General features: G+C 66.3%; 19 protein-coding genes and 1 pseudogene. 11 read left to right on the forward strand and 9 right to left on the reverse strand.

Annotated features, from left to right (window positions below):
• Nucleotides 1-8: 8 nt before the first annotated feature.
• From ASG67_RS01225 to ASG67_RS01240, 4 genes are all read right to left on the reverse strand, one after another.
• Complete coding sequence (locus tag ASG67_RS01225; RefSeq protein WP_235534985.1) at nucleotides 9-1,082, reverse strand: hypothetical protein; 1,074 nt, start codon at nucleotides 1,080-1,082, stop codon at nucleotides 9-11.
• 98 nt (nucleotides 1,083-1,180) lie between these two features.
• A complete protein-coding gene (locus tag ASG67_RS01230; RefSeq protein WP_056524162.1) occupies nucleotides 1,181-1,639 on the reverse strand; it encodes a DUF11 domain-containing protein in 459 nt (152 codons plus the stop codon).
• A gap of 55 nt (nucleotides 1,640-1,694) precedes the next feature.
• Entirely contained in the window at nucleotides 1,695-2,630 is a 936-nt protein-coding gene (locus tag ASG67_RS01235; protein ID WP_056524165.1) for a hypothetical protein, read from the reverse strand.
• Between the two features lie 335 nt (nucleotides 2,631-2,965).
• Nucleotides 2,966-3,376 carry a DUF1810 domain-containing protein gene (locus ASG67_RS01240; RefSeq protein ID WP_056524168.1) on the reverse strand — a complete coding sequence of 137 codons (411 nt, stop codon included), beginning with the start codon at nucleotides 3,374-3,376 and terminating at the stop codon, nucleotides 2,966-2,968.
• A 98-nt stretch (nucleotides 3,377-3,474) separates the two neighbouring features.
• On the opposite strand from ASG67_RS01240, the gene ASG67_RS01245 reads away from it, so the two are divergent.
• Nucleotides 3,475-3,981: a hypothetical protein gene (locus ASG67_RS01245; protein ID WP_235534986.1), complete on the forward strand. Its 507-nt coding sequence runs from the start codon at nucleotides 3,475-3,477 to the stop codon at nucleotides 3,979-3,981.
• A 19-nt stretch (nucleotides 3,982-4,000) separates the two neighbouring features.
• The gene (locus tag ASG67_RS01250; protein ID WP_056524171.1) at nucleotides 4,001-4,627 is read left to right on the forward strand and encodes a YbhB/YbcL family Raf kinase inhibitor-like protein; all 627 of its coding nucleotides are present in this window, start codon (nucleotides 4,001-4,003) and stop codon (nucleotides 4,625-4,627) included.
• 473 nt (nucleotides 4,628-5,100) lie between these two features.
• On the opposite strand, the gene ASG67_RS01255 is transcribed toward ASG67_RS01250, so the two are convergent.
• Both ASG67_RS01255 and ASG67_RS01260 read right to left on the reverse strand, forming a co-directional pair.
• Complete coding sequence (locus ASG67_RS01255) at nucleotides 5,101-6,051, reverse strand: GGDEF domain-containing protein (RefSeq protein ID WP_235534987.1); 951 nt, start codon at nucleotides 6,049-6,051, stop codon at nucleotides 5,101-5,103.
• 173 nt (nucleotides 6,052-6,224) lie between these two features.
• On the reverse strand, nucleotides 6,225-6,761 hold the full coding sequence (locus ASG67_RS01260) for a peroxiredoxin (RefSeq protein WP_056524177.1): 537 nt from the start codon (nucleotides 6,759-6,761) through the stop codon (nucleotides 6,225-6,227).
• 82 nt (nucleotides 6,762-6,843) lie between these two features.
• Here ASG67_RS01260 and ASG67_RS01265 point away from each other — a divergent pair, with 82 nt between their 5' ends.
• On the forward strand, nucleotides 6,844-7,650 hold the full coding sequence (locus ASG67_RS01265) for an inositol monophosphatase family protein (RefSeq protein WP_056524179.1): 807 nt from the start codon (nucleotides 6,844-6,846) through the stop codon (nucleotides 7,648-7,650).
• A gap of 141 nt (nucleotides 7,651-7,791) precedes the next feature.
• Here the strand turns inward: ASG67_RS01265 and ASG67_RS01270 are convergent, their stop codons facing one another.
• On the reverse strand, nucleotides 7,792-9,909 hold the full coding sequence (locus tag ASG67_RS01270) for an AsmA family protein (RefSeq protein ID WP_056526200.1): 2,118 nt from the start codon (nucleotides 9,907-9,909) through the stop codon (nucleotides 7,792-7,794).
• 158 nt (nucleotides 9,910-10,067) lie between these two features.
• On the opposite strand from ASG67_RS01270, the gene rpmI reads away from it, so the two are divergent.
• From rpmI to ASG67_RS01305, 7 genes are all read left to right on the forward strand, one after another.
• Complete coding sequence (rpmI, locus tag ASG67_RS01275) at nucleotides 10,068-10,271, forward strand: 50S ribosomal protein L35 (protein WP_056524182.1); 204 nt, start codon at nucleotides 10,068-10,070, stop codon at nucleotides 10,269-10,271.
• 18 nt (nucleotides 10,272-10,289) lie between these two features.
• Nucleotides 10,290-10,655, forward strand: coding sequence for a 50S ribosomal protein L20 (rplT, locus tag ASG67_RS01280; protein WP_056524185.1), 366 nt, complete (start codon nucleotides 10,290-10,292; stop codon nucleotides 10,653-10,655).
• A gap of 260 nt (nucleotides 10,656-10,915) precedes the next feature.
• The gene (locus tag ASG67_RS01285) at nucleotides 10,916-11,245 is read left to right on the forward strand and encodes a GIY-YIG nuclease family protein (RefSeq protein ID WP_056524188.1); all 330 of its coding nucleotides are present in this window, start codon (nucleotides 10,916-10,918) and stop codon (nucleotides 11,243-11,245) included.
• Nucleotides 11,246-11,267: 22 nt separating this feature from the next.
• Nucleotides 11,268-12,353, forward strand: a complete 1,086-nt coding sequence (pheS, locus tag ASG67_RS01290) for a phenylalanine--tRNA ligase subunit alpha (RefSeq protein WP_200940719.1) — start codon at nucleotides 11,268-11,270, stop codon at nucleotides 12,351-12,353.
• Nucleotides 12,350-14,788, forward strand: coding sequence for a phenylalanine--tRNA ligase subunit beta (pheT, locus tag ASG67_RS01295; protein ID WP_056524195.1), 2,439 nt, complete (start codon nucleotides 12,350-12,352; stop codon nucleotides 14,786-14,788). Before pheS ends, pheT begins: the two co-directional genes overlap by 4 nt.
• Nucleotides 14,781-15,656: an aldose 1-epimerase family protein gene (locus ASG67_RS01300; RefSeq protein ID WP_056524197.1), complete on the forward strand. Its 876-nt coding sequence runs from the start codon at nucleotides 14,781-14,783 to the stop codon at nucleotides 15,654-15,656. Before pheT ends, ASG67_RS01300 begins: the two co-directional genes overlap by 8 nt.
• A 98-nt stretch (nucleotides 15,657-15,754) precedes the next feature.
• Nucleotides 15,755-17,278, forward strand: coding sequence for a peptide chain release factor 3 (locus tag ASG67_RS01305; RefSeq protein ID WP_056524200.1), 1,524 nt, complete (start codon nucleotides 15,755-15,757; stop codon nucleotides 17,276-17,278).
• A 7-nt stretch (nucleotides 17,279-17,285) separates the two neighbouring features.
• Here the strand turns inward: ASG67_RS01305 and ASG67_RS18675 are convergent, their stop codons facing one another.
• Complete coding sequence (locus tag ASG67_RS18675) at nucleotides 17,286-18,098, reverse strand: flagellin (protein ID WP_268796275.1); 813 nt, start codon at nucleotides 18,096-18,098, stop codon at nucleotides 17,286-17,288.
• On the opposite strand from ASG67_RS18675, the pseudogene ASG67_RS01315 reads away from it, so the two are divergent.
• Nucleotides 17,993-19,086, forward strand: a pseudogene (locus ASG67_RS01315) (methyl-accepting chemotaxis protein); the annotation flags it as partial. The gene ASG67_RS18675 and the pseudogene ASG67_RS01315 sit on opposite strands and share 106 nt — an antisense overlap.
• 165 nt (nucleotides 19,087-19,251) lie before the next feature.
• Here the strand turns inward: ASG67_RS01315 and ASG67_RS01320 are convergent.
• Nucleotides 19,252-19,539: a UvrB/UvrC motif-containing protein gene (locus ASG67_RS01320; RefSeq protein WP_056524206.1), complete on the reverse strand. Its 288-nt coding sequence runs from the start codon at nucleotides 19,537-19,539 to the stop codon at nucleotides 19,252-19,254.
• Nucleotides 19,540-19,549 lie beyond the last annotated feature (10 nt).

Below are 19,549 nucleotides of genomic sequence, written 5' to 3' on the forward strand. Positions count from 1 at the left end.
AACGTCGTTTAGTTGATCGTTACCCGGAAACTGGCCGCCACCGACGAACCGCCGCCGACCAGCGGAATCGTCGCCGTTACCGTGCGGGTCGTGGCATTGTACGATCCGCCGTAAGTGCCGGTCGTCGATCCATCGTCCGCGACGGGCACACCACCGATCAAACAGACGCCCGCCGTGCCGACCGATCCGACGACCAGCGATCCGGGGACATAGGTCGTCGTCGTCGGCAACACGTCAGTCAGGTTGACGTTGTTGGCCGCGGTCAGCAGCGTCGCGTTCTGGACGGTCAGACAATATTGCACGACCGCACCGGGCAACGCCTTGGGGTTCAGGGTGCTGACACCATCGGACAGCACGGTCGCACTCTTCGTCACCGTCAAATTCACGTTGCGCGTGGTGACGTCATACGTTTGATACGCCCAGCCACGCCCGTTGCGCAGGGCGTCGAAGCCCAGCAGCCCGTCATTGTCGTTGTCGGCGAACACGATGTCGATCTCGTTGTCCTGATTCACCGTGTTCAGCGGCGTCGGGACCAGCGCGATACCCTGTGTCCCCGGCGCCCCGCCAACCGCGACGGTCGCTTCCAGGCCGACCTGCGCGCTGGTCGCCAGCGCGTTGTTGGACGGAATGTCGCCGACGATGAACACCACGCGCGACGTGTCCTGCGCCAGTTCGTCGATATAGGTCGCGGTGTCGGTGGCGGGATCGTAGACGCCGTTGTTGTTCATATCGACAAAGATGCGGATGTTCGACAGATCGAAATTGTCCGTGCCCGTCAGGATGCCGGTGGGGACCAACTGGCTGAGCGACAACAGAAAATCCTGCGTGCCGTTGGTGTTGTTGGTCACCGTGAAACGCGTGACCGCCCCCGTTTGGCCGTGGTTGACCGATGTCGGCGTCGTGTCCGTCGCAATCACGGTCAGGTTCACCTTGCGATCGACCACGAACGTCGCGGTCGTCGATGCGGTGCTTTGCGCCTGGCCGTTCACGGTATAGCTCGCCTGCGCGGTGTTCGACACCGTGGTGCCGGCGGCGGTGCCGGCGGGCGGCAGGGCCTGGGCATGCGCCTGGGCCGTGACCATGCCGGCCATCATTGCCGTCGTGGACCACAAGATGCGACGCATCTTTCGTGCAGACATGGTTACGTGCTCCTCCATCATGTTGTTTCTGGTCTGGCCGGTCATCGGACGATGGCCCGGAAGGCGAATTGGCCGCTCGATCCGGCGGCGACCGGGTTCGGCACGCGCCAGCGGACATGAGTGACGTCACCGACGCCCGCCGGTCGCGTACCGCCGGCGGCCAGCGGCACGCGAAGCGTGGCGAGCGTGCCGAACGTCCGTCCGTCCACCGACAGTTCGGGCGCGGCCGATGCGGCACCGGCGTCGCGATAGACGAGGCCCTGTGGCAACGGGTTGGCGATCACCAGTCCGTCGATCGGCTGGCGGCCGGCGTTGCGATAGACGACCTGCACGACCACCTGATCGCCGGGTACGATGCGGCGTGGCGCGACCAGCGCGATCCGGGTCGTGCCGTCGGACGCGGCGACGCGGCTTTCGGCCAGCACCTTCGTCTCCAGTGACAGCGGCGCCGGCGTCGCGGCCACCGCCGCTGCTAGGGGAAGGAGGAATAGGGGCGTCATGACGATTCCTTGTTCGGCGGATTGGGGGTGGGTCGGTGATCGGCGCGGCACATGGTCATGGCAGTCGCACCTTGAAGCTGACGGTCCGCACCGCGCCCGGCGCCGTGTCACCCAGCACGACCGAGATGCTGCGCGGGCCGGCGCTGCCGGCGTCACCATCCGCGGCATCGGACAGGACCGTGTCGTCCAGGCTCAGGGTGCCGGGCAGATATGTCGTGCCGGCGGGCACCGGATCGTCGATCCGCGCGGTGCGCGTCGCATCGGGAAAGCGCGCGACCAGCGTATAGGTGACGACGGCGCCGCTGATCGGTTGCGCCGACCCGTCCGGCGCCACGACCGTCTGCGACTTCGCCAGCGTCGGCCCCGCCGCGTTCGGTCCCAGAAACGGAATGTCCGCGCTCGCCGTCGCGCCGGTATCGCCGACCACCGCATCGCCGCCGCCATCGCCCGCGCCGGGGAAGGTTTCGGTCGTCGGCCCCGATCCGGTGGTGGCGGTGGCGGTGACGTGCAGGTCGCCGCCCGCCGCCGTCATGCCGGGGGTCGCGGCGACGATCGCCAGCAGCGGCAACGCTTCGCCCGGCTGCATCACCGGTGTCGGCCCGGTCAGCATCGTGTCGGTCGCGGCATCGAACCGGCCATCGCCGTTCCGGTCGATCGCCACCCCGTCCAGCGCGACTGTCGGGATGCTGGCGCTGACCGCGATCGTGAACGATTCCTGGCCGCTGCCCAGATTGGTCAGGACCAGCGGCACCGTGCTCGGTGCCTGCTCGACGACCGGGACGGTGCCCTGCGGGGCGAGGCCGACGTCCAGCCGTTCGGCCACGACGATCGTGACGCTGTTCGACGGCGCCTGATAATCGGTGCCGTCCAGGGTGTAGGACATGTTGGCGGTATTGACGATCGCGGTGCCGGCCCGCGTCTGCGCCGATGCTGGCGTGCCCTGTGCCGCATACAACAGGCCGAAGACGATCGGGCAGGCGCGCCCGATCATCGTCTTTCCTGCTATAATGGCATGACAGCCCACCATCTCGTCCTCGTGTTAATCGAGGGCCAGAATGGGCAGTCCTGCTTAATCAAAATATACTAACCCAAAGCGGCAGTTATTATGCCGTCCAACCGACGGGATCGGGGTCGGAACGGTGTCGATCTCGCCTCTCAAATCGCGGCATTATTCGGAAAATGGTTATATTTATTCGGTGTTAAGTATCTGCACTCGTTCACGACTCCGTTCGCCGCAATTGTCATATCAGCGCGCAACCAATGTCCGGTCAGGCAGTTTCATCGGCACACCACGTGACGGTCGTACGCACGTGGTGACCAGTTTGCTTATAACAGCCCCATTGTCGCCGCATCACGTTCGCCGCCGAAAAAGCGATCGAGTGCGGCGCGGAACGGCGCCGGATCGGTCGCCACCGCCGCGAACAGCGTCATCGACGATCGCAGCTTCACCGCATCGACCTGACCCATGATCGCCTCCGCGGTTCCCGGCGCCTCGGTGACCGCGACCGTCGCTTCGATCAGTCGCGGCCCCAACACCGGATGCGCCAGATAGGCGCGCGCCTCGTCAGCCGACGCGATGGCATAATGGCGCGCGGTGTCGCTGCGCCCCAGTCCCGCGATCTGCGGGAATATCCACCACATCCAGTGTGTCCGTTTCGCCCCCCGACGCAGCTCGGCAAGCGCGGTGGCATAGGTCGATGCCTGGGCATCGACGAACCGGGACAGATCATGGGCCATCGCTATTGCTCCCTCACGCGTCACCCATCGGCAACCGACCGGGGCGATGACGCGTTCCTTTATTTGTCGATCATTGAGATCGATCGGAGGGGATCGTCATGCGGCGTGAAGCGATCATCGTTCTGGCCGCCCTGCTGATCGCGGGGTGCGGCAAGCGCGACGATGAGAATGCGATGGCGTCGAACTCCTTCGTGCCGCCGGTGACGCAGGCGCCCGCACCGCTGCCCGGCCAGGAACATGCGAGCCCGCTGACCGCCTATGTCGGCCATTATCCGCGCGACGCGGTGGCCGGCGTATCGTTCTTCGACCGCACCGAGGTGGCCAATGCGTTGATCGAGGCGGTGCCGGAGGAAAAGGTCCGGCGCATGATGATCGGTCCGGACGCGACGCGCACGCCGATCTTTCAGTCGGGCAGGCGCATCGCCGCCTATGGCTGCGAACCGCATAATTGCGGCGATCATAACTGGACGATCTACACCGCCATCGACGGCAACGCCGATCAGGCCGCCGTCTGTTACCACCAGGCCGAGACGATGGGTGACGTCAGCCGCTGGACAACGCGCAGCGGCACCACGCGCAAGCCCGGCGCCTGCCCATCCGCCTGAACCGTAAAGGAGTTTACCGATGCTCGAACATGTTCCGCAATGGCTGGGCCACGCGCTGCGCGATGTGCGCGCGGGAATCGACAAGCTCGCGATCGCGCAGGAGCCGCTCGGCACGTTCGAACGGTTCGACCTGTCGAGCATGGCATTCGCGGATGGTGGTCGCCTGCCCGAACGCTTCACCGCCGATGGCGCGGGTGTCTCGCCGCCGCTGATGTGGCGCGATCCGCCGGCGGGGACGGCGCGGTTGGCGCTGCTGGTCGAGGATGCCGATTCGCCGACGCCGCAACCACTGGTGCACGCGGTCGTCTGGGGGTTGCCCGGCACCGCGGGTGATCTGGCCGAGGGCGCGATCGCTGCGGATGGCGCGGGCGATGGCGATGAAAAGGACGTCGGCCACAATTCGTACCGGCGCGAAGGGTGGCTGCCACCCGATCCGCCGACCGGGCATGGCGAGCATCGTTATGCGTTTCAGCTGTTCGCGCTGGATGCGGATACGCCGGATGTCGGGGCCGATCCGGGGCGGTCGGCACTGGTCGCGGCGATGGCCGGGCATGTGCTCGCGGCCGGGCTGTTGATCGGGACCTATTCGCGCAGCGAAGCGGCGCCGGTCGGGCTGGTGGGCGAGGCGGCGGGGGCGACGGCCTGACGGTCCGTCGCCCGCCGGGACGATCAGATCAGGGCGACCGGCGCACTGCCCATGATCGTGACGACCGTCGAGAAAAAGGCGACGAGGCCGAGGATGATGCTCTGTTTCATGGGTCTGTATCCGGTGCTGGGTCCGTCGCGGATCAGGCGACGGGAATGACGGGAACGGCGGCGCAGACTGCGATGCTGGCGAACAGGATCGCGGCGGCGGCGGAGCAGACGATGCGCTGGGCGGACTGGAAGGTGGACGACATGGTGTTTCTCCTTGGCATCGGCCTGACGATCAGCGCCGATGCCAACTGCATTGCAGATGGCGTGCCAGTTTCTTAAGTCATTGTTATTGCAGGGTGGGTTTCACACGACCCTGAATGGTTGGTGTATCACGCCACCAAAGGCGGCAAATTTCGCCAGATTTCGATCCGAATTGCGATGGCCGGCATCGGCTGTCGGTGCCGGCTCACCGATCCGACGCTTCTACCCCGCGCAAACCCGGTCGCGGCCCAGCGACTTGGCATTGTACAGCAGCTTGTCGGCGCGGTCGGTCGCTTCCTCGGCACTTTCCTGGGTACCCACCGCGACGATACCGGCGGAGAAGGTGACGGCACCGATCGGCGCATCGGTGTCGCGGTTGCGTAACCGGCGGTTCGCGATCGTCTTGCGCGCGCGATCGATCAGCTTGGTCGCATCGGTCAGCTTCATTCCCTTGATGAGGACGGCGAACTCCTCGCCGCCATGACGGGTGACTAGCTGGCCGTTGCAATTCTCGACCAGTGCGTGGCCGATCATCTTCAGCACCCGGTCGCCGACGCCGTGGCCGTGGACATCGTTGACCCGCTTGAAATGATCGATGTCGCACAGCGCCAGGCAATAGGGGCCTTCATCCAGATTGCGCGTCGCATAGGCCTCCGCAAAGGCCAGCCGATTGGCGAGGCCGGTCAGCGGATCGCGCCGCGCCGTCTCACATGCCTCGGCCAGCTTGGTGCGCAGCCGCTCCGTCTCGTCGGTCGCCAGCGCCAGCTTCGTTTCCGAATCCTTGGCACGGGCGATCATCACGCCGGTGATACGCGACAGGTCGGCGACGGCCACCGGCGTCGCCTCGTTGATCGCGGCGGCGCTTTGGGCCAGGTCGCGGCCGAATCCATTCGTTTCGCGCCGCATGGTGCGGACGATCGCGGCGAAGCCATCGACCTGCGCCTGCGTCTCCGCCACCAGTCGTTCGGCCTGGTCGAGCTGCGGCTGGCGCCGGTCCGGTTGGGCCGCGGGCGTACCGGCGGCGGCGATCGGCACGCCGGACAGGCGAGCCAGATCTTCCTGCGTCAATCGACAGCCGCCATCGGTCAATCGTGCGACCTGGATCGCCAACGGCCCATTGGGCGCGATGAGCACCGAATAGGCGAACGCATAGTTCGCCGGTTCGGGACTCAATCGATGTTCAGCGAGGAACGCCCCGATTCGATGAAACAAACCATCGGATTCCCGCGTCCGCAAAGCCGCATTCATACCCCCCATCATCTGGTCTCCACTGCCCCCCGAAAAGGGGAATAGCGTAGAAACCTTAGCGAGGGGTAATTATACCCAAATCGGGTCGATCTGTTCGATCAGCCGTGCAGCTTCTTCACCGCCGCCAGCGTCTGGGCAACGTGATCGCCGGGGTTCATGTCGTCATGGACGAATACCACGCGGCCGTCCTGACCGATGACGTAGCTGGTGCGCGACGTCACGCTGCGGCCCTGCACTTCCTTGCCCAGTGCCACGTCATATCCCTTCACCACCGCCGGGCCGGCGCTGGCAACGGCGAACTGGCCGGCGCACTTCTCGGACGAGAAGCGGGCGAGCGTGTCGACATTGTCGGCGGACATGCCGATCACGGTCGCACCGGCCGCCTTGAACTGCGGGATCGCCTCGGCAAAGGCATGCGCTTCGGCGTTGCAGCCACCGGTGAATGCGGCGGGGAAGAAGTAAAGGACGACAGGGCCCTTCTTCAATTGATCCTTCAGGTTGATCGGCATCACCTTGCCCGCGATGGCGCCACGGGTGGCGAAATCGGGCGCCTTCGCCCCCAGTTTCAGCGCAGCGGTGGCGGGGACCGCCGACAGGGCGATGGCGGCAGCGGCGGCGATCAGGGTGGTGCGCATTTTGATGATCCTCTTCCAGTCGTTATGACCAGTCATTGACTGTGGTGTAGCGCGACGCGGACAGGCGCGATAGGCATTGCCGATGCCCGTCACGCAATCCGATATCGATCTCGCCCACGCCCTCGCCGATGCGGCGGGTGCGGTGATCCGCCCCTATTTCCGTCAGCCCCATGGCCTGGAATTGAAAGAGGACCGCTCCCCCGTCACGCTGGCCGACCGCGAGGCAGAGGCGGCGATGCGCCGGCTGATTGAGGCGGAGCGATCCGGCGACGGCATCCACGGCGAGGAATATGGCATCAAGGAGGGCGTGACAGGCCGGCAATGGGTGCTGGACCCGATCGACGGCACGCGCAGCTTCACCGCCGGCCGCGCCATCTTCGGCACGCTGATCGCGCTCGTCGAGGATGGCTGGCCGGTCCTGGGCATCATCGACCAGCCGGTGCAGCGCGAACGCTGGATCGGCGTGTCCGGGCGGCCGACGCTATTCAACGGCGTGCCGATCCGCACCCGGTCCTGCGCCGCGCTGGAAGGCGCGACGGTGGCGACGACCAGTCCGCACCTGTTTGCCGAGGGTGACGTGCCGCATTTCCTCGCACTGGTCGCCGCGGCCAGCGGCGGGGCGCCGCGACAGGGGCCGATCTATGGCGGCGACTGTTACAATTACGGCCTGCTGGCGTCGGGGCATCTGGATATCGTCGCCGAATCGGGACTGCAGCTTTACGACTTCGCCGCACTGGTGCCGGTGGTCGAGGGCGCGGGCGGGCGGATGTGCGACTGGGACGGCGATCCGCTGACCGCGTCCAGCATCGGCCATGTGCTGGCGATCGGCGATCCTGCCCGCACCGACGACGTATTGGAGGCGATCCGCGCCGTTCCGCATTCCCATTGATGAAAGGTTGTTGTTCCCCCGGCGGAGGCCGGGGTCCAGTTGGAGAGGTGGCGCTAACTACGCGCCATGGTTTCCAATCGGCCTCTCTCAACTGGACCCCGGCCTTCGCCGGGGAACCATAGGGCAAACGGGTTTTGCTTGTCAGAAAATGCCCAGAAACTTCTTCCGCTGGTTCTTCTGCGCGCCCTTGCTTGCCTCGCCATCCTCGGCCGTCGCGGTGGTGCCATGACCGACATCGTCGCGCGGCTCGCCCTTGGTGGTCTGCTGCTGACTGGCCGTCGCTCCGGCCAGCACCGGCCCGCACGCCGTCGCCTTGGCATCGCCCACGTCCACGAACGCCAGCACGCCGGCGATCGGGGTGGCGACCAGCGCCAGACCCAGTCCGGCCCCCGCGCGGCTCAGCAATTGGCTGCTGATGACGTTCAGGCTTGGTTTCGCGAAATAACCACCCACCCCGACGGGTGACTGACCCGACAGGAACGAGAATTTCTTGCCGTCGGCGCGGAAGGCCAGATCGACCGCTTCGTTACGGAAACTGAATCCGCCCCGCCCGACGATGACGTTCTTGGATGTATCGATCAGGATCGGATCGGCAGCTGCGACGCCGTTGCGCACGGTGAACCCGATCAGGCCGCAGTTCATCTGCACCGGCTTTTTCAGCTTATCCTCGAACATCTTCTGCACGAACGTGCCCAGATCGAGTTCGGCGAGCTGCACGTTGCGCGTCCACAGCGTGCCCTGCGGCATCACGAACGCAATGCGCCCGGTCGATGTCGACAGCGAATCGTGGATCGAATCGCCACGTCCCTTCAGCTCGATGCGTCCCTTGATCGTCCCGCTGGTGCCCGATTCGGCCAGACCATAACCGGCGAGCAGCCGGCCGAGCGGCGTCGGGGCTAGGCGAATGTCATATGTCACCACGCTCGGCCGCTGGCGGGTGTCGAAGATCATGTCCGACGCGACATTGCCGCGCGCCATCGCGAAGGTCAGCGGCGACAGCGTCAGCTTGCCGCGTTCCAGATCGAGCGTCAGGTCGATGTCCGAGATCGGCAGGTTGCGTGACCGCACCATCCCGACCGTCCATTTCAGGTCGGCATCGAACAACTGCATCGTTTCAATCGGCAGCGGCGCATCGGGCAGCAGCCGCTGTGGCGCGGCACCAGTGGCGGCGGCGGCGGCGACCGCGCCCTTCTCGGCGACGATGTCAGGGTTATACCCGATGAACGGCGCGGCATCGATGATGTCCAGCCGCCGCGTCGCGAGCTGCGAATCGAGATGGATACGGTCGCCGTTCGTCACCGTCAGCCGGCCGGCAAGATCGCTGTTGCCGAATGTGCCGGCCATCCGCGTGAAGCGATATTCCTCGCCCGCCTTCACCAGCTGCGCATGGATGCGATAGGTGCGGGTGCGCGGAATGGCGACGCCGATGATGCCGAGCAGCGTCGACATATCGCGACCCCGGGCCAGCGTCCGCAGCGGCACGTTTTCGATGTCCGCGATCGACGGCAGCGTGCCGGCGACATCGATGGTGTTGCCCGCCGCCCGCATCCGCGCGACCAGTTCGTTCTTGCCGCGATTGGCGGTGGCATCCGGCGACAGCAGCCGTGCGGTGACCGTGAACGGCGTGTCGCGCAGGCGACCATCGCCCTTCACGCCCACCGCCTTGCCGATGCGCGCGTCCTGCGACTTGATATCGTCCACCGCGACATTGGCGAGCAGGCGCATCCGGGGGTCAAGATAGTGCACCTGCGTACCGGTGACGGTGGCGACGTCGATGCGCGGAAACGCCAGCGGCTCGCCGCCCTTCTTGCCGCTGAACGTCCAGCTGTTGGTGCTGTGCGGCCGGTTCCATTCCAGATCGACCGCACCGTTGACCAGATCGAGCCAATAGATGTGCCGCTTGCCGAAGAGCAGCGACAGCGGCGCGATCCGCGCCTCGATCCGGTCGGCGGTGAACAGGGCGGGGCGGGTGGCCCATGCCGGATTCGAAACCGTCACTCCCTCGGCATAGAATTTGATCCGCAGGGGCGCGAAATACAGCTGGAAATCGCCGCGCACATCGACGGTCCGGTGCATCAGCCCACCGACGATGCTCTCGAACGGCCGCTTCAGGAACCGCCCCTTGGTGATGAACAGGACCAGCCAAGCCGCCAGGATCGCCACGATGATCCCGAGCACGATTTTGCGGAGCAGCCGGCGTCGTCGGGACGGGCGCGCATCCGGCGTCGGGTCGTCGGTGCGCGGCGCTGTGCTATCCATCGCGCCCCGACGCTCCGGCGACGCTTTCGGTTCCGCATCGGTTGCCATTCACGGACGGTGCGGCTAAGGGCCGCGCTTCACGAGCGAAGCGCTACAGGACTGCCCGGCCATCAAGGGCTGCCGCGGCTGTCCCAGCTTCGCCAACCGAAAGGACCAAAATGCCCAAGCTGAAGACGAAGAGCGGCGTCAAGAAACGCTTCAAGCTCACTGCCACCGGCCTGCTGAAGCACGGCGTCGCCGGCAAGCGCCACCGCCTGGCGCACCACAACGGCAAGTACATCCGTCAGAACCGCGGCACCAAGCTGCTGTCGAAGGCCGACACCGCCACGGTGAAGGCATGGGCGCCGTACGGTCTCGGTTGAGCGGAAGGATATAGATAGATGGCACGCGTAAAACGGGGTGTTACCACCCGCGCCAAGCACAAGCGTATTCTGGTTCAGGCGAAGGGCTATTACGGCCGTCGCAAGAACACCATCCGGATCGCCCGTCAGGCCGTCGAAAAGGCCGGCCAGTACGCGTATCGCGACCGCAAGGTTAAGAAGCGCACGTTCCGTGGTCTGTGGATCCAGCGTATCAACGCCGGCGTCCGGGCCGAGGGCCTGACCTATTCGCAGTTCATGCACGGCCTGAAGCTGGCGGGCGTCGAACTGGACCGGAAGGTCCTGGCCGACATCGCCATGCACGAGGCGGTCACCTTCAGCGCAATCATCGCGCAGGCGAAGGCGGCACTGCCCCAGGCCGCATAAGCGACCTGACGCATAGTGTTTCGGGCGGGGCGTCGGTGGCAACACCGGCGCCCCGTTTCGGTTTGGGGGTGTGACTTTTTCCCGTCATCACCATCCCTTCCGTCATCCCGGCGAACGCCGGGACCCATGGATACGGAACATTGGTAAGGGCGCGTTCCGGCACCACGTCCACCGCAACCATGGGTCCCGGCGTTCGCCGGGATGACGGACGGGGGCGGAGCGGGTAGGCACAGGCCCGCCCACGCAATACGGACGCAACCATGCGCGAAACCTTCCAGCCGTGCGTGTACATCCTCGCCAGTCGCCGTCACGGTACGCTCTACATCGGCGTCACTTCGAATCTGCTTGCCCGTATCGTTCAGCATCGCGAGGGGTTGATCCCCGGCTTCACGCAGCGGTACGGCGTCAGGCAACTCGTCTGGTACGAGATGCACGACACGATGGACGCTGCGATCCTTCGGGAGAAGCGGATGAAGGAATGGTGGCGGGCCTGGAAGATCGAACTGATCGAGGCGCGCAACGAGCAATGGGACGATCTTGCGATCGGTTTGGGACTGCCCCGCCTGGCGACGGCATCCGCAGGAGTATGAAGTGACGGACGATCTCGACCATATGCGCGAACACCTGCTGGCGGCCATCGCCGCCGCGCCCGGCCTCGACGCGCTCGACGCCGTCCGCGTCGATGCGCTCGGCAAACAGGGCCGCGTCACGCAGTTGCTGAAGACGCTGGGCGGCATGACGCCCGACCAGCGCCAAGCAGAGGGTCCGCGCATCCACGCCCTGCGTGAGGCTGTGACGGAGGCGATCGGCACTCGCAAGATGGCGCTCGAAACCGCGGCCCTGAACGCGCGCCTCGCCAGCGAGACGCTCGACATGACGCTGCCGGCCGAGGTGCCGATGGCTGGCACCATCCACCCGGTCAGCCAGGTGATGGACGAGCTGGCCGAAATCTTCGCCGATCTGGGCTTCGCGGTGGCGACCGGGCCGGAGATCGAGACCGACTGGCACAATTTCACCGCGCTCAACATTCCCGAAACGCACCCCGCGCGGGCGATGCACGATACGTTTTATCTGGCGGGCAGCGAGGATGGCGACGAGCGCACCACTCCGCGCGTCCTCCGCACCCACACCAGCCCAGTGCAGATCCGCACGATGCTGGATCAGAAACCGCCGATCCGCATCATCGCGCCCGGCCGCACCTATCGCTCCGATTCGGATGCCACGCACACGCCGATGTTCCATCAGGTCGAAGGGCTGGTGATCGACAAGGGCATCACGCTCGGCCATCTGAAATGGACGCTGGAGACGTTCCTGAAGGCGTTCTTCGAGCGCGACGACATCGTCCTGCGCCTGCGCCCCAGCTATTTCCCCTTCACCGAACCGTCGGCGGAGATCGACGTCGGCTACACCGTCATCAAGGGCAAGCGCGTGATTGGCGGCTCCGGCGACGCGGCCGATGGCGGCTGGATGGAGGTGCTGGGCAGCGGCATGGTCCACCCAAAGGTCATCGAGGCGTGCGGGCTCGACCCCGCCGAGTGGCAGGGCTTTGCCTTTGGTTGCGGGATCGACCGGCTGGCGATGCTGAAATACGGGATGGACGATCTGCGCGCGTTCTTCGACGGCGATATCCGCTGGCTGAAGCATTACGGCTTCTCCAGCCTCGATGTACCCACATTGTCCGGGGGAGTGGGCGCATGAAGTTCACGCTGGGTTGGCTCAAGGAGCATCTCGACACCGCCGCCACGCTCGACACCATCGTCGATGCGCTGACCCGCATCGGGCTGGAGGTGGAGGGCGTCCATAATCCGGGCGAGGCACTGGCCCCGTTCCGCGTCGCGCGCGTGCTGTCGGCGGCCCCGCATCCCCAGGCGGACAAGCTGCAGGTGCTGTCGGTCGATGCCGGGCCGGACGTGAACGGCGGCGCCCCGTTGCAGGTCGTGTGCGGCGCGCCGAATGCCCGCGCCGGGCTGGTCGGCGTGTTCGGCGGGCCGGGCACCTATGTGCCGGGCGCCGACATCACGTTGAAGGTCGCGGCGATCCGCGGCGTCGAATCGAACGGCATGATGTGTTCCGCGCGCGAGCTGCAGATCGGTGAGGGCCATGACGGCATCATCGAACTGGCCGACAATGCGCCGGTCGGCACCAGCTATGCCGATTTCGCCGGACTGATCGATCCGGTCATCGACGTGGCGATCACCCCCAACCGGCAGGATTGCATGGGCGTGCGCGGTATCGCCCGCGATCTGGCGGCGGCGGGTCTCGGCACGCTGAAACCGCTGGCCGAGGCATATCGGATGACGACGCTGGCACCCGTCGAGGGCGATGCGCCCGCGCCGGACGTCCGCACCGACGATCCCGCCGGCTGCCCCGCCTTCTATGCGCAAAGCGTGTCGGGCGTGACGAACGGTGCCGCGCCGGAATGGATACGCCGGCGGCTGACCGCGATCGGGCAGAAACCGATATCGGTGCTGGTCGATATCACCAATTTCGTCTCGGTCGATCTCGGTCGGCCGCTGCACGTCTATGACCGCGCCAAGCTGTCCGGCGCCCTCGTCGCGCGCAAGGCGCAGGACGGCGAACAGGTGCTGGCGCTGAACGGCAAGACCTATGCGCTCGACGCCACGATGACGGTGATCGCCGACGATGTGGCCGTCCACGACATCGGCGGCATCATGGGTGGTGAGCATTCGGGCGTGTCGGACACGACGACCGACGTGCTGATCGAATGCGCGTTCTTCGATCCCGATCATATTGCCCGCACCGGCCAGAAGCTGATGCTGACCAGCGATGCACGCCAGCGCTTCGAACGGGGCGTCGATCCGGCGTTCCTCGATGACGGGCTGGCGATCGCGACGCATCTGGTGGTCGCGCATTGCGGCGGCACGCCGAGCGCGATCACGCGGGCGGGCGAACCGCCGCTGGAACCACGGATCGTCACCTATGATCCCGACCTGTGCCGGACGCTGGGCGGCCTGTCGGTCGCGCCGGATCGGCAGGCACGCATCCTGTTGTCGCTCGGCTTTTCGGTCGGCGCGATCCGCCAGCCGGACGAGTTCAGCGACCTGCTGTTCTCGACGATCGAGGGTGCGTGGCCGGTGCGGGTGCCGACGTGGCGGCGTGATATCGATGGTCCCGCCGATCTGGTCGAAGAGGTCATCCGTATCGAGGGGATCGACAAGGTCGCCCCCGTGCCGCTGCCGCGCATCCCCGGCGTCGCCCGTCCGACCGCGACGGTGGAGCAGAAGCTGGAACGCCGCGTCCGCCGTGCCGCCGCCGCACGTGGGCTGGACGAGGCGGTGACGTGGAGCTTCCTGCCGGAAGCGCAGGCGGCATCGTTCGGCGGCGGCGCCTTCACGCTCGCCAATCCGATCAGCGAGGAACTGAAGGTGATGCGCCCCTCGATGCTGCCCGGCATCCTGTCCGCGGCCGAACGCAACCTGCGTCGCGGCGCCGGCAGCGTGCGGCTGTTCGAGATCGGCCGGCGCTATCTGGCCGAGGGTGAGCGCGCGACGCTGGGCCTCGTGCTGGCGGGCGACCGCCGCGCGCGCGGCTGGCGAGAGGGCAAGGCGGTGTCGTTCGACGCCTATGACGCCAAGGCAGAGGCGCTGGCGCTGCTCGCCGCCGCCGGTGCGCCCGTCGATAACCTTCAGGTGATGGGGGAGGCCGGCGAGGCGTGGCATCCCGGCCAGTCCGGCACGCTGCGGCTGGGGCCGAAGACGATCCTGGCGCGGTTCGGCATGCTGCATCCCAGCCTGGTGAAGGCATTCGACCTCGACGGCGCGGTCGCGGCGGCGGAGGTGTATCTGGATGCGGTGCCGGGCAAGCGGCAGGCGGGCTTCATGCGCGCGGCCTATGCCCCACCGGTGTTGCAGGCGGTGCGGCGGGATTTCGCGTTCCTCGTGCCCGCCACCCTGACCGGCGATGTGCTGATCCGCGCGATCCGGGGCGCGGACAAGGTGGCGATCGTCGCCGCCCGCGTCTTCGACGTGTTCGAGCGGGACGGCGAGAAATCGGTCGCGGTCGAAATCGTCCTGCAACCGGGCGACAAGAGCTTCGCCGAGGCCGACCTGAAGGCGATCGCCGACAAGGTCGTCGCCGCGGCAGCCAAGCTGGGAGCGAGTTTGCGTGGCTGATCTGATCTGGATTCGCAGTGACGCCCTGTCGGCGGCGATCAATCCGTTCGGCGCGGAACTGACGCATCTGCACGATGCCGATGGCGCCGAGCTGATGACGAATGCCGATCCCGCTTTCTGGCCGAAGCATGCGCCGATCCTGTTCCCGGTGATCGGCGTGACCAACGGCAGCGTCATCCGCGTCGACGGCACCGAATACCCGATGGCCAAGCACGGCTTCGCCCGCGACATGGCGTTCGCGGTGGTCGATCAGGGAGCGGATCACGCCACCTTCGCGCTGACCGACACGGCCGAGACGCGCGTGGCCTATCCCTATGCGTTCCGGCTGGAGATCAGTTTCCGCATCGACGGGGCGACATTGTCGGTCGAGGCGCGGATCATCAATCCCGCCGACACGCCGATGCTGGCGCAATTCGGCTTTCACTCGGCCTTCGCATGGCCATTGCCCTATCGGCAGGCGCGCGCCGATCACCGCATCGTGTTCGACGCCGACGAACCTGGTCGCCTGCGCGCGATCGCGCCCGACGGCCTGATCGCGGCGCAGACGAACCCGTCGCCGCTCGACGGCCGCACGCTGCATCTGGCCGACGATCTGTTCGCCAACGATGCGCTGGTGTGGGACCCGGTGGCGTCAGACGCCGTGACTTATGGCGCGGCCATCGGCCCCCGGTTGCGCATCGCGTTCCCGGACACGCCGGCGCTCGGTATCTGGACGAAACCGGGGGCGGCGTTCGTGTGTGTCGAACCATGGCACGGCATCGCCGATCCCGAAGGTTTTTCCGGCGAATACAAGGACAAACCCGGCGTGTTCACGGTCGCGGGCGGGGACGCGAAGACTATCGGTATGAGCGTGACGCTGGTGCCGTAGCACCCCGTCACCAGCCCGGTATTCCTGACTTTCGTAACGAAAATTAGGTCCGGTCTTGGCCTCACCTTAGCCTAACTTTCCACGCCGGACATGCCTTCATGATCTCCCCCCGCCGCACCTTCGCAATCATCTCCCACCCCGACGCCGGCAAGACCACGCTGACGGAAAAGCTCCTCTATGTCGGTGGCGCCATCCATCTGGCCGGCGAGGTGAAGGCCCGCGGCCAGAACCGCCGCGCCCGGTCGGACTGGATGAAGATCGAACAACAGCGCGGCATCTCGGTCACCTCGTCGGTGATGACCTTCGAGAAGGACGGCATCACCTTCAACCTGCTCGACACGCCTGGGCATGAAGACTTTTCGGAGGACACCTATCGCACGCTGACCGCGGTCGATTCGGCGGTCATGGTGATCGACGCGGCCAAGGGCATCGAGCCGCAGACCCGCAAGCTGTTCGAGGTCTGCCGCCTGCGCAACGTGCCGATCATCACCTTCGTCAACAAGGTCGATCGCGAGGGGCGGCCGGTGTTCGAGCTGCTCGACGAGATCGCCGACATGCTCCAGCTCGATGTCTGTCCGATGAGCTGGCCGATCGGCATGGGCGGCGAGTTCGAAGGCGTGAAGAACCTCGCCACCGGCCGGATCAGCCGCCCCGAAGGCGACAGCCGCACCTTCCAGGGCACGACCGACGACCGTGCGCTGCCCGAACGCTTCGCCGACGAGGTGGAACTGGCACAGGCGGGTTATGCCGAATTCGACGGCGACCGGTATCGCGCCGGCGACCTCACGCCGGTCTATTTCGGATCGGCGCTGAAGGACTTCGGCGTCGCCGACTTGATCGGCGCGCTCGCCGAACACGCGCCGCCGCCGCGCCCGCAACCCGCCGATCCCGCTCCCGTCGCGCCGGAGAACCCGGAAGTGACCGGCTTCGTGTTCAAGGTTCAGGCGAACATGGACCCCAACCACCGCGATCGCATTGCCTTCATGCGGCTGTGTTCGGGTGTCTTCAAACGCGGCATGAAGCTGACCCCGTCGGGCAGCGGCAAGCCGATCGCGGTCCACTCGCCGATCCTGTTCTTCGCGCAGGCCCGCGAAGTGGCGGACGAGGCGTATCCCGGCGACATCATCGGCATCCCCAACCACGGCACGCTGCGCGTCGGCGACACGTTGAGCGAGAAGGCGGATGTTCGCTTCACCGGCCTGCCGAACTTCGCACCCGAAATCCTGCGCCGTGTGGTGCTGAAGGACCCGGCCAAGACGAAACAGCTGCGCAAGGCGCTGGACGATATGGCCGAAGAGGGCGTGACGCAGGTATTCTATCCCGAGATCGGGTCGAACTGGATCATCGGCGTGGTCGGCCAGTTGCAGCTCGAAGTGCTGCTCAGCAGACTCGACGCCGAGTACAAGGTCGCCGCCGGGCTGGAGCCGGCGCCGTTCGACACCGCCCGCTGGGTGAGTGCGGAGGACGCGGCCGACCTGAAGGGTTTTACCGACCTGAACCGGTCATCGATGGCCAAGGACCGCGACGGCAACCCGGTGTTTCTTGCGAAATCGGCATGGGAGGTCGGCTATATCGCCGATCGCTATCCGAAGGTGAAGTTCGCCGCCACGCGTGAGCGATAGGTCGGCCTCACTTCAGGTATTGCGTCAGGCTCAGGCTCGATAGCTGGGTGAAGACCGAATAGCTGGCGCGCAACACGGTCTGCTGCTGCGACAGGTCGCTGGCGATCTGGCCGTAATCGGCATCTTCGTTGGTCGAGATCAGCTCGCTGAGCAGGTTGGCGCGATCATCGGCGCGGGTGCCTAGCGTCTCGGTCTCGGCCTGTTTGCGGCCGTTTTCGGCGTTGATCGCGCGGACGCCGGGCAGGGCGGCATCGATCTGCCCCATCGCGGTCTTCAGCGCGTCCATCTGGGTGGCGGTGGGCGTATCGCCGACGGTATCGGCCAGCGTCTGCGGCTTGAACGGCATCGCATCGGTCTGGGCGCCCGCCAATAACGCCCCACTGCAGTCGCCGGCGTTGAGCGCGGCGCGGAATTGGTCGAAGGCGCCGGCGATCGACTCTTGCAACCCCTGTGTCTGACCGGTGCCGATCGCGGTCATGATCTTCTGGCGCAGTGTCGCCGATGATTCGTCGATCGTGATGATGTTGGCGTCGTACAGTGATAGCGTGGTGCTAATGACGCGGGCGGCGGCCGAATAGCTGTTCTGCAATGCGACCATCTGCGAAATTTCCTCGTCGATGCTGACACCGGAGAAATTGTCGCACCGGTGCGGTCGCCGACGCCCAGCACCTTTTGCCCGACGGCCACATCCTGCAACGGGGGCAGGGGCAGGCGGGCGATTATCGTCGCGAGGTGGCAGGTGCCAGCCGCGGTGACGAGATTGGCCAGATGGCGAAGGCGGTGGCGGTGTTCCGGGAGAACGGGATCGCCAAGGAGGCAGCGGATGCGGCAAGGCTCGTGCTGAGGCCGAACAGAAGATGGTCGTGGACACGGTATCGGGTCATCTGTCCGATCTGTCGGACGGCGACCTGATCGGCGCGGAGTTGGAGAGTGCGACGACGATCCGGACGAGATCGGGCGAGATTGCGCAGGCATCGGAGGATCTCGCGCGGCGGACGGAAAGCAATGCGGCTTCGCTGGAAGAGACGGCGGCATCGGTGACGCAGATGGACGGCCGCCTGCGGGCATCGGCGGGCGCGGCGGCGCGGACGGTGGAGCGCGCGGACCAGGCGATCGCGACGGTCGGCGGCGGCCGGGCGGTGGCGGACGAGGCGGTGCAGGCGATGGGCCGGGTGTCGGAAAGCGCCAAGGGCATCGACAGCGTCATCGAGGGCCTCGACAAGATCGCGTTCCAGACGCGCGTGCTGGCGATGAACGCCGCCGTGGAAGCGGGGCGTGCCGGTGACGCCGGTCGTGGCTTTGCCGTCGTGGCCGATCTGGTGTCCGCACTCGCGATGCGTGCCGAGGAGGAAGCCAAGCGGGCACGTGACCAGTTGACGGTGACGCAGACCGACATCGTGACCGCGGTCGAGGCGGTGACCAAGGTGGATGGCGCGCTCGCCAACATCTCGGGCGACGTCGCGCAGGTGCACGAACTGCTGGCGACGATGGCGGCGGACAACCAGGCGCAGTCGGCGGCGATCACGCAGATCTCGGCGGCGATCGGGACGATGGACCAGTCGACGCAACAGAACGCGGCAATGGTCGAGGAGACGTCTGCGGCCGCTCGCAACCTGGCCAGCGAAGTCGGCAACCTCGCCGATCAGGCGGGGCGGTTCAAGGTCGCCCATAGCGGTGGCCGTGCATCCGCACCGGCCCGCAAGCCGGACTATGTTACGCCCGGCGCGTACACCTCGCCGATCAAGCCGCTGCCGGCGGCCGCCATCCTGGCGATGGTGCGGGCGGATGACGACTGGAAGTCATTCTGATCAGTTCCCCGGCGGAGGCTGGGGAACTCCAGTGCGGAAAGTCTCGAAAGTCACACCCGCCTACGCGTGCGCGATCGTGCGCGTGGGTGGGATTTCGTCGATCGACGGTGAGAAAGAGCGGTTGCCCGACGGGATAACTCAAGCTCGCCGTGTAGGACATCCTTCCTACCGCCGTTCCGTCTTCGGCCGCCGACGACCGGTGGTCATCAGGTCGGGCTTGGGCGGCGGTGTCCAGTCCGGTGGCGGAGCGACTTGCTGGCGGCTGGAGCCGAGCCCCATCGATCCGGGTTGCTGGCGGCGGATGCCGGCCGTCTCGGCGGTGGCAGCATCGGTCATCGATGCGCCGCCGCGGATCAGGTTGATCCGGTCGCGCAGGCGGCCGGCTTCCTCGAAATCCATCGCCCGGGCGGCGGCTTCCATGCGGGCCTGAAGTTCCTCGATATTCTGCGCCATTGGATAATAA

The organism is Sphingomonas sp. Leaf339 (assembly GCF_001426195.1).
Lineage (GTDB): Bacteria > Pseudomonadota > Alphaproteobacteria > Sphingomonadales > Sphingomonadaceae > Sphingomonas.

Bases quoted from the DNA above. Each gene is read 5' to 3' on its own strand.
- ASG67_RS01225 (WP_235534985.1), bottom strand. From the start codon at position 1,082: ATGGTCACGGCCCAGGCGCATGCCCAGGCCCTGCCGCCCGCCGGCACC.
- ASG67_RS01230 (WP_056524162.1), bottom strand. From the start codon at position 1,639: ATGACGCCCCTATTCCTCCTTCCCCTAGCAGCGGCGGTGGCCGCGACG.
- ASG67_RS01235 (WP_056524165.1), bottom strand. From the start codon at position 2,630: ATGATCGGGCGCGCCTGCCCGATCGTCTTCGGCCTGTTGTATGCGGCA.
- ASG67_RS01240 (WP_056524168.1), bottom strand. From the start codon at position 3,376: ATGGCCCATGATCTGTCCCGGTTCGTCGATGCCCAGGCATCGACCTAT.
- ASG67_RS01245 (WP_235534986.1), top strand. From the start codon at position 3,475: ATGCGGCGTGAAGCGATCATCGTTCTGGCCGCCCTGCTGATCGCGGGG.
- ASG67_RS01250 (WP_056524171.1), top strand. From the start codon at position 4,001: ATGCTCGAACATGTTCCGCAATGGCTGGGCCACGCGCTGCGCGATGTG.
- ASG67_RS01260 (WP_056524177.1), bottom strand. From the start codon at position 6,761: ATGCGCACCACCCTGATCGCCGCCGCTGCCGCCATCGCCCTGTCGGCG.
- ASG67_RS01265 (WP_056524179.1), top strand. From the start codon at position 6,844: ATGCCCGTCACGCAATCCGATATCGATCTCGCCCACGCCCTCGCCGAT.
- ASG67_RS01270 (WP_056526200.1), bottom strand. From the start codon at position 9,909: ATGGATAGCACAGCGCCGCGCACCGACGACCCGACGCCGGATGCGCGC.
- rpmI (WP_056524182.1), top strand. From the start codon at position 10,068: ATGCCCAAGCTGAAGACGAAGAGCGGCGTCAAGAAACGCTTCAAGCTC.
- rplT (WP_056524185.1), top strand. From the start codon at position 10,290: ATGGCACGCGTAAAACGGGGTGTTACCACCCGCGCCAAGCACAAGCGT.
- ASG67_RS01285 (WP_056524188.1), top strand. From the start codon at position 10,916: ATGCGCGAAACCTTCCAGCCGTGCGTGTACATCCTCGCCAGTCGCCGT.
- pheS (WP_200940719.1), top strand. From the start codon at position 11,268: ATGCGCGAACACCTGCTGGCGGCCATCGCCGCCGCGCCCGGCCTCGAC.
- pheT (WP_056524195.1), top strand. From the start codon at position 12,350: ATGAAGTTCACGCTGGGTTGGCTCAAGGAGCATCTCGACACCGCCGCC.
- ASG67_RS01305 (WP_056524200.1), top strand. From the start codon at position 15,755: ATGATCTCCCCCCGCCGCACCTTCGCAATCATCTCCCACCCCGACGCC.
- ASG67_RS01320 (WP_056524206.1), bottom strand. From the start codon at position 19,539: ATGGCGCAGAATATCGAGGAACTTCAGGCCCGCATGGAAGCCGCCGCC.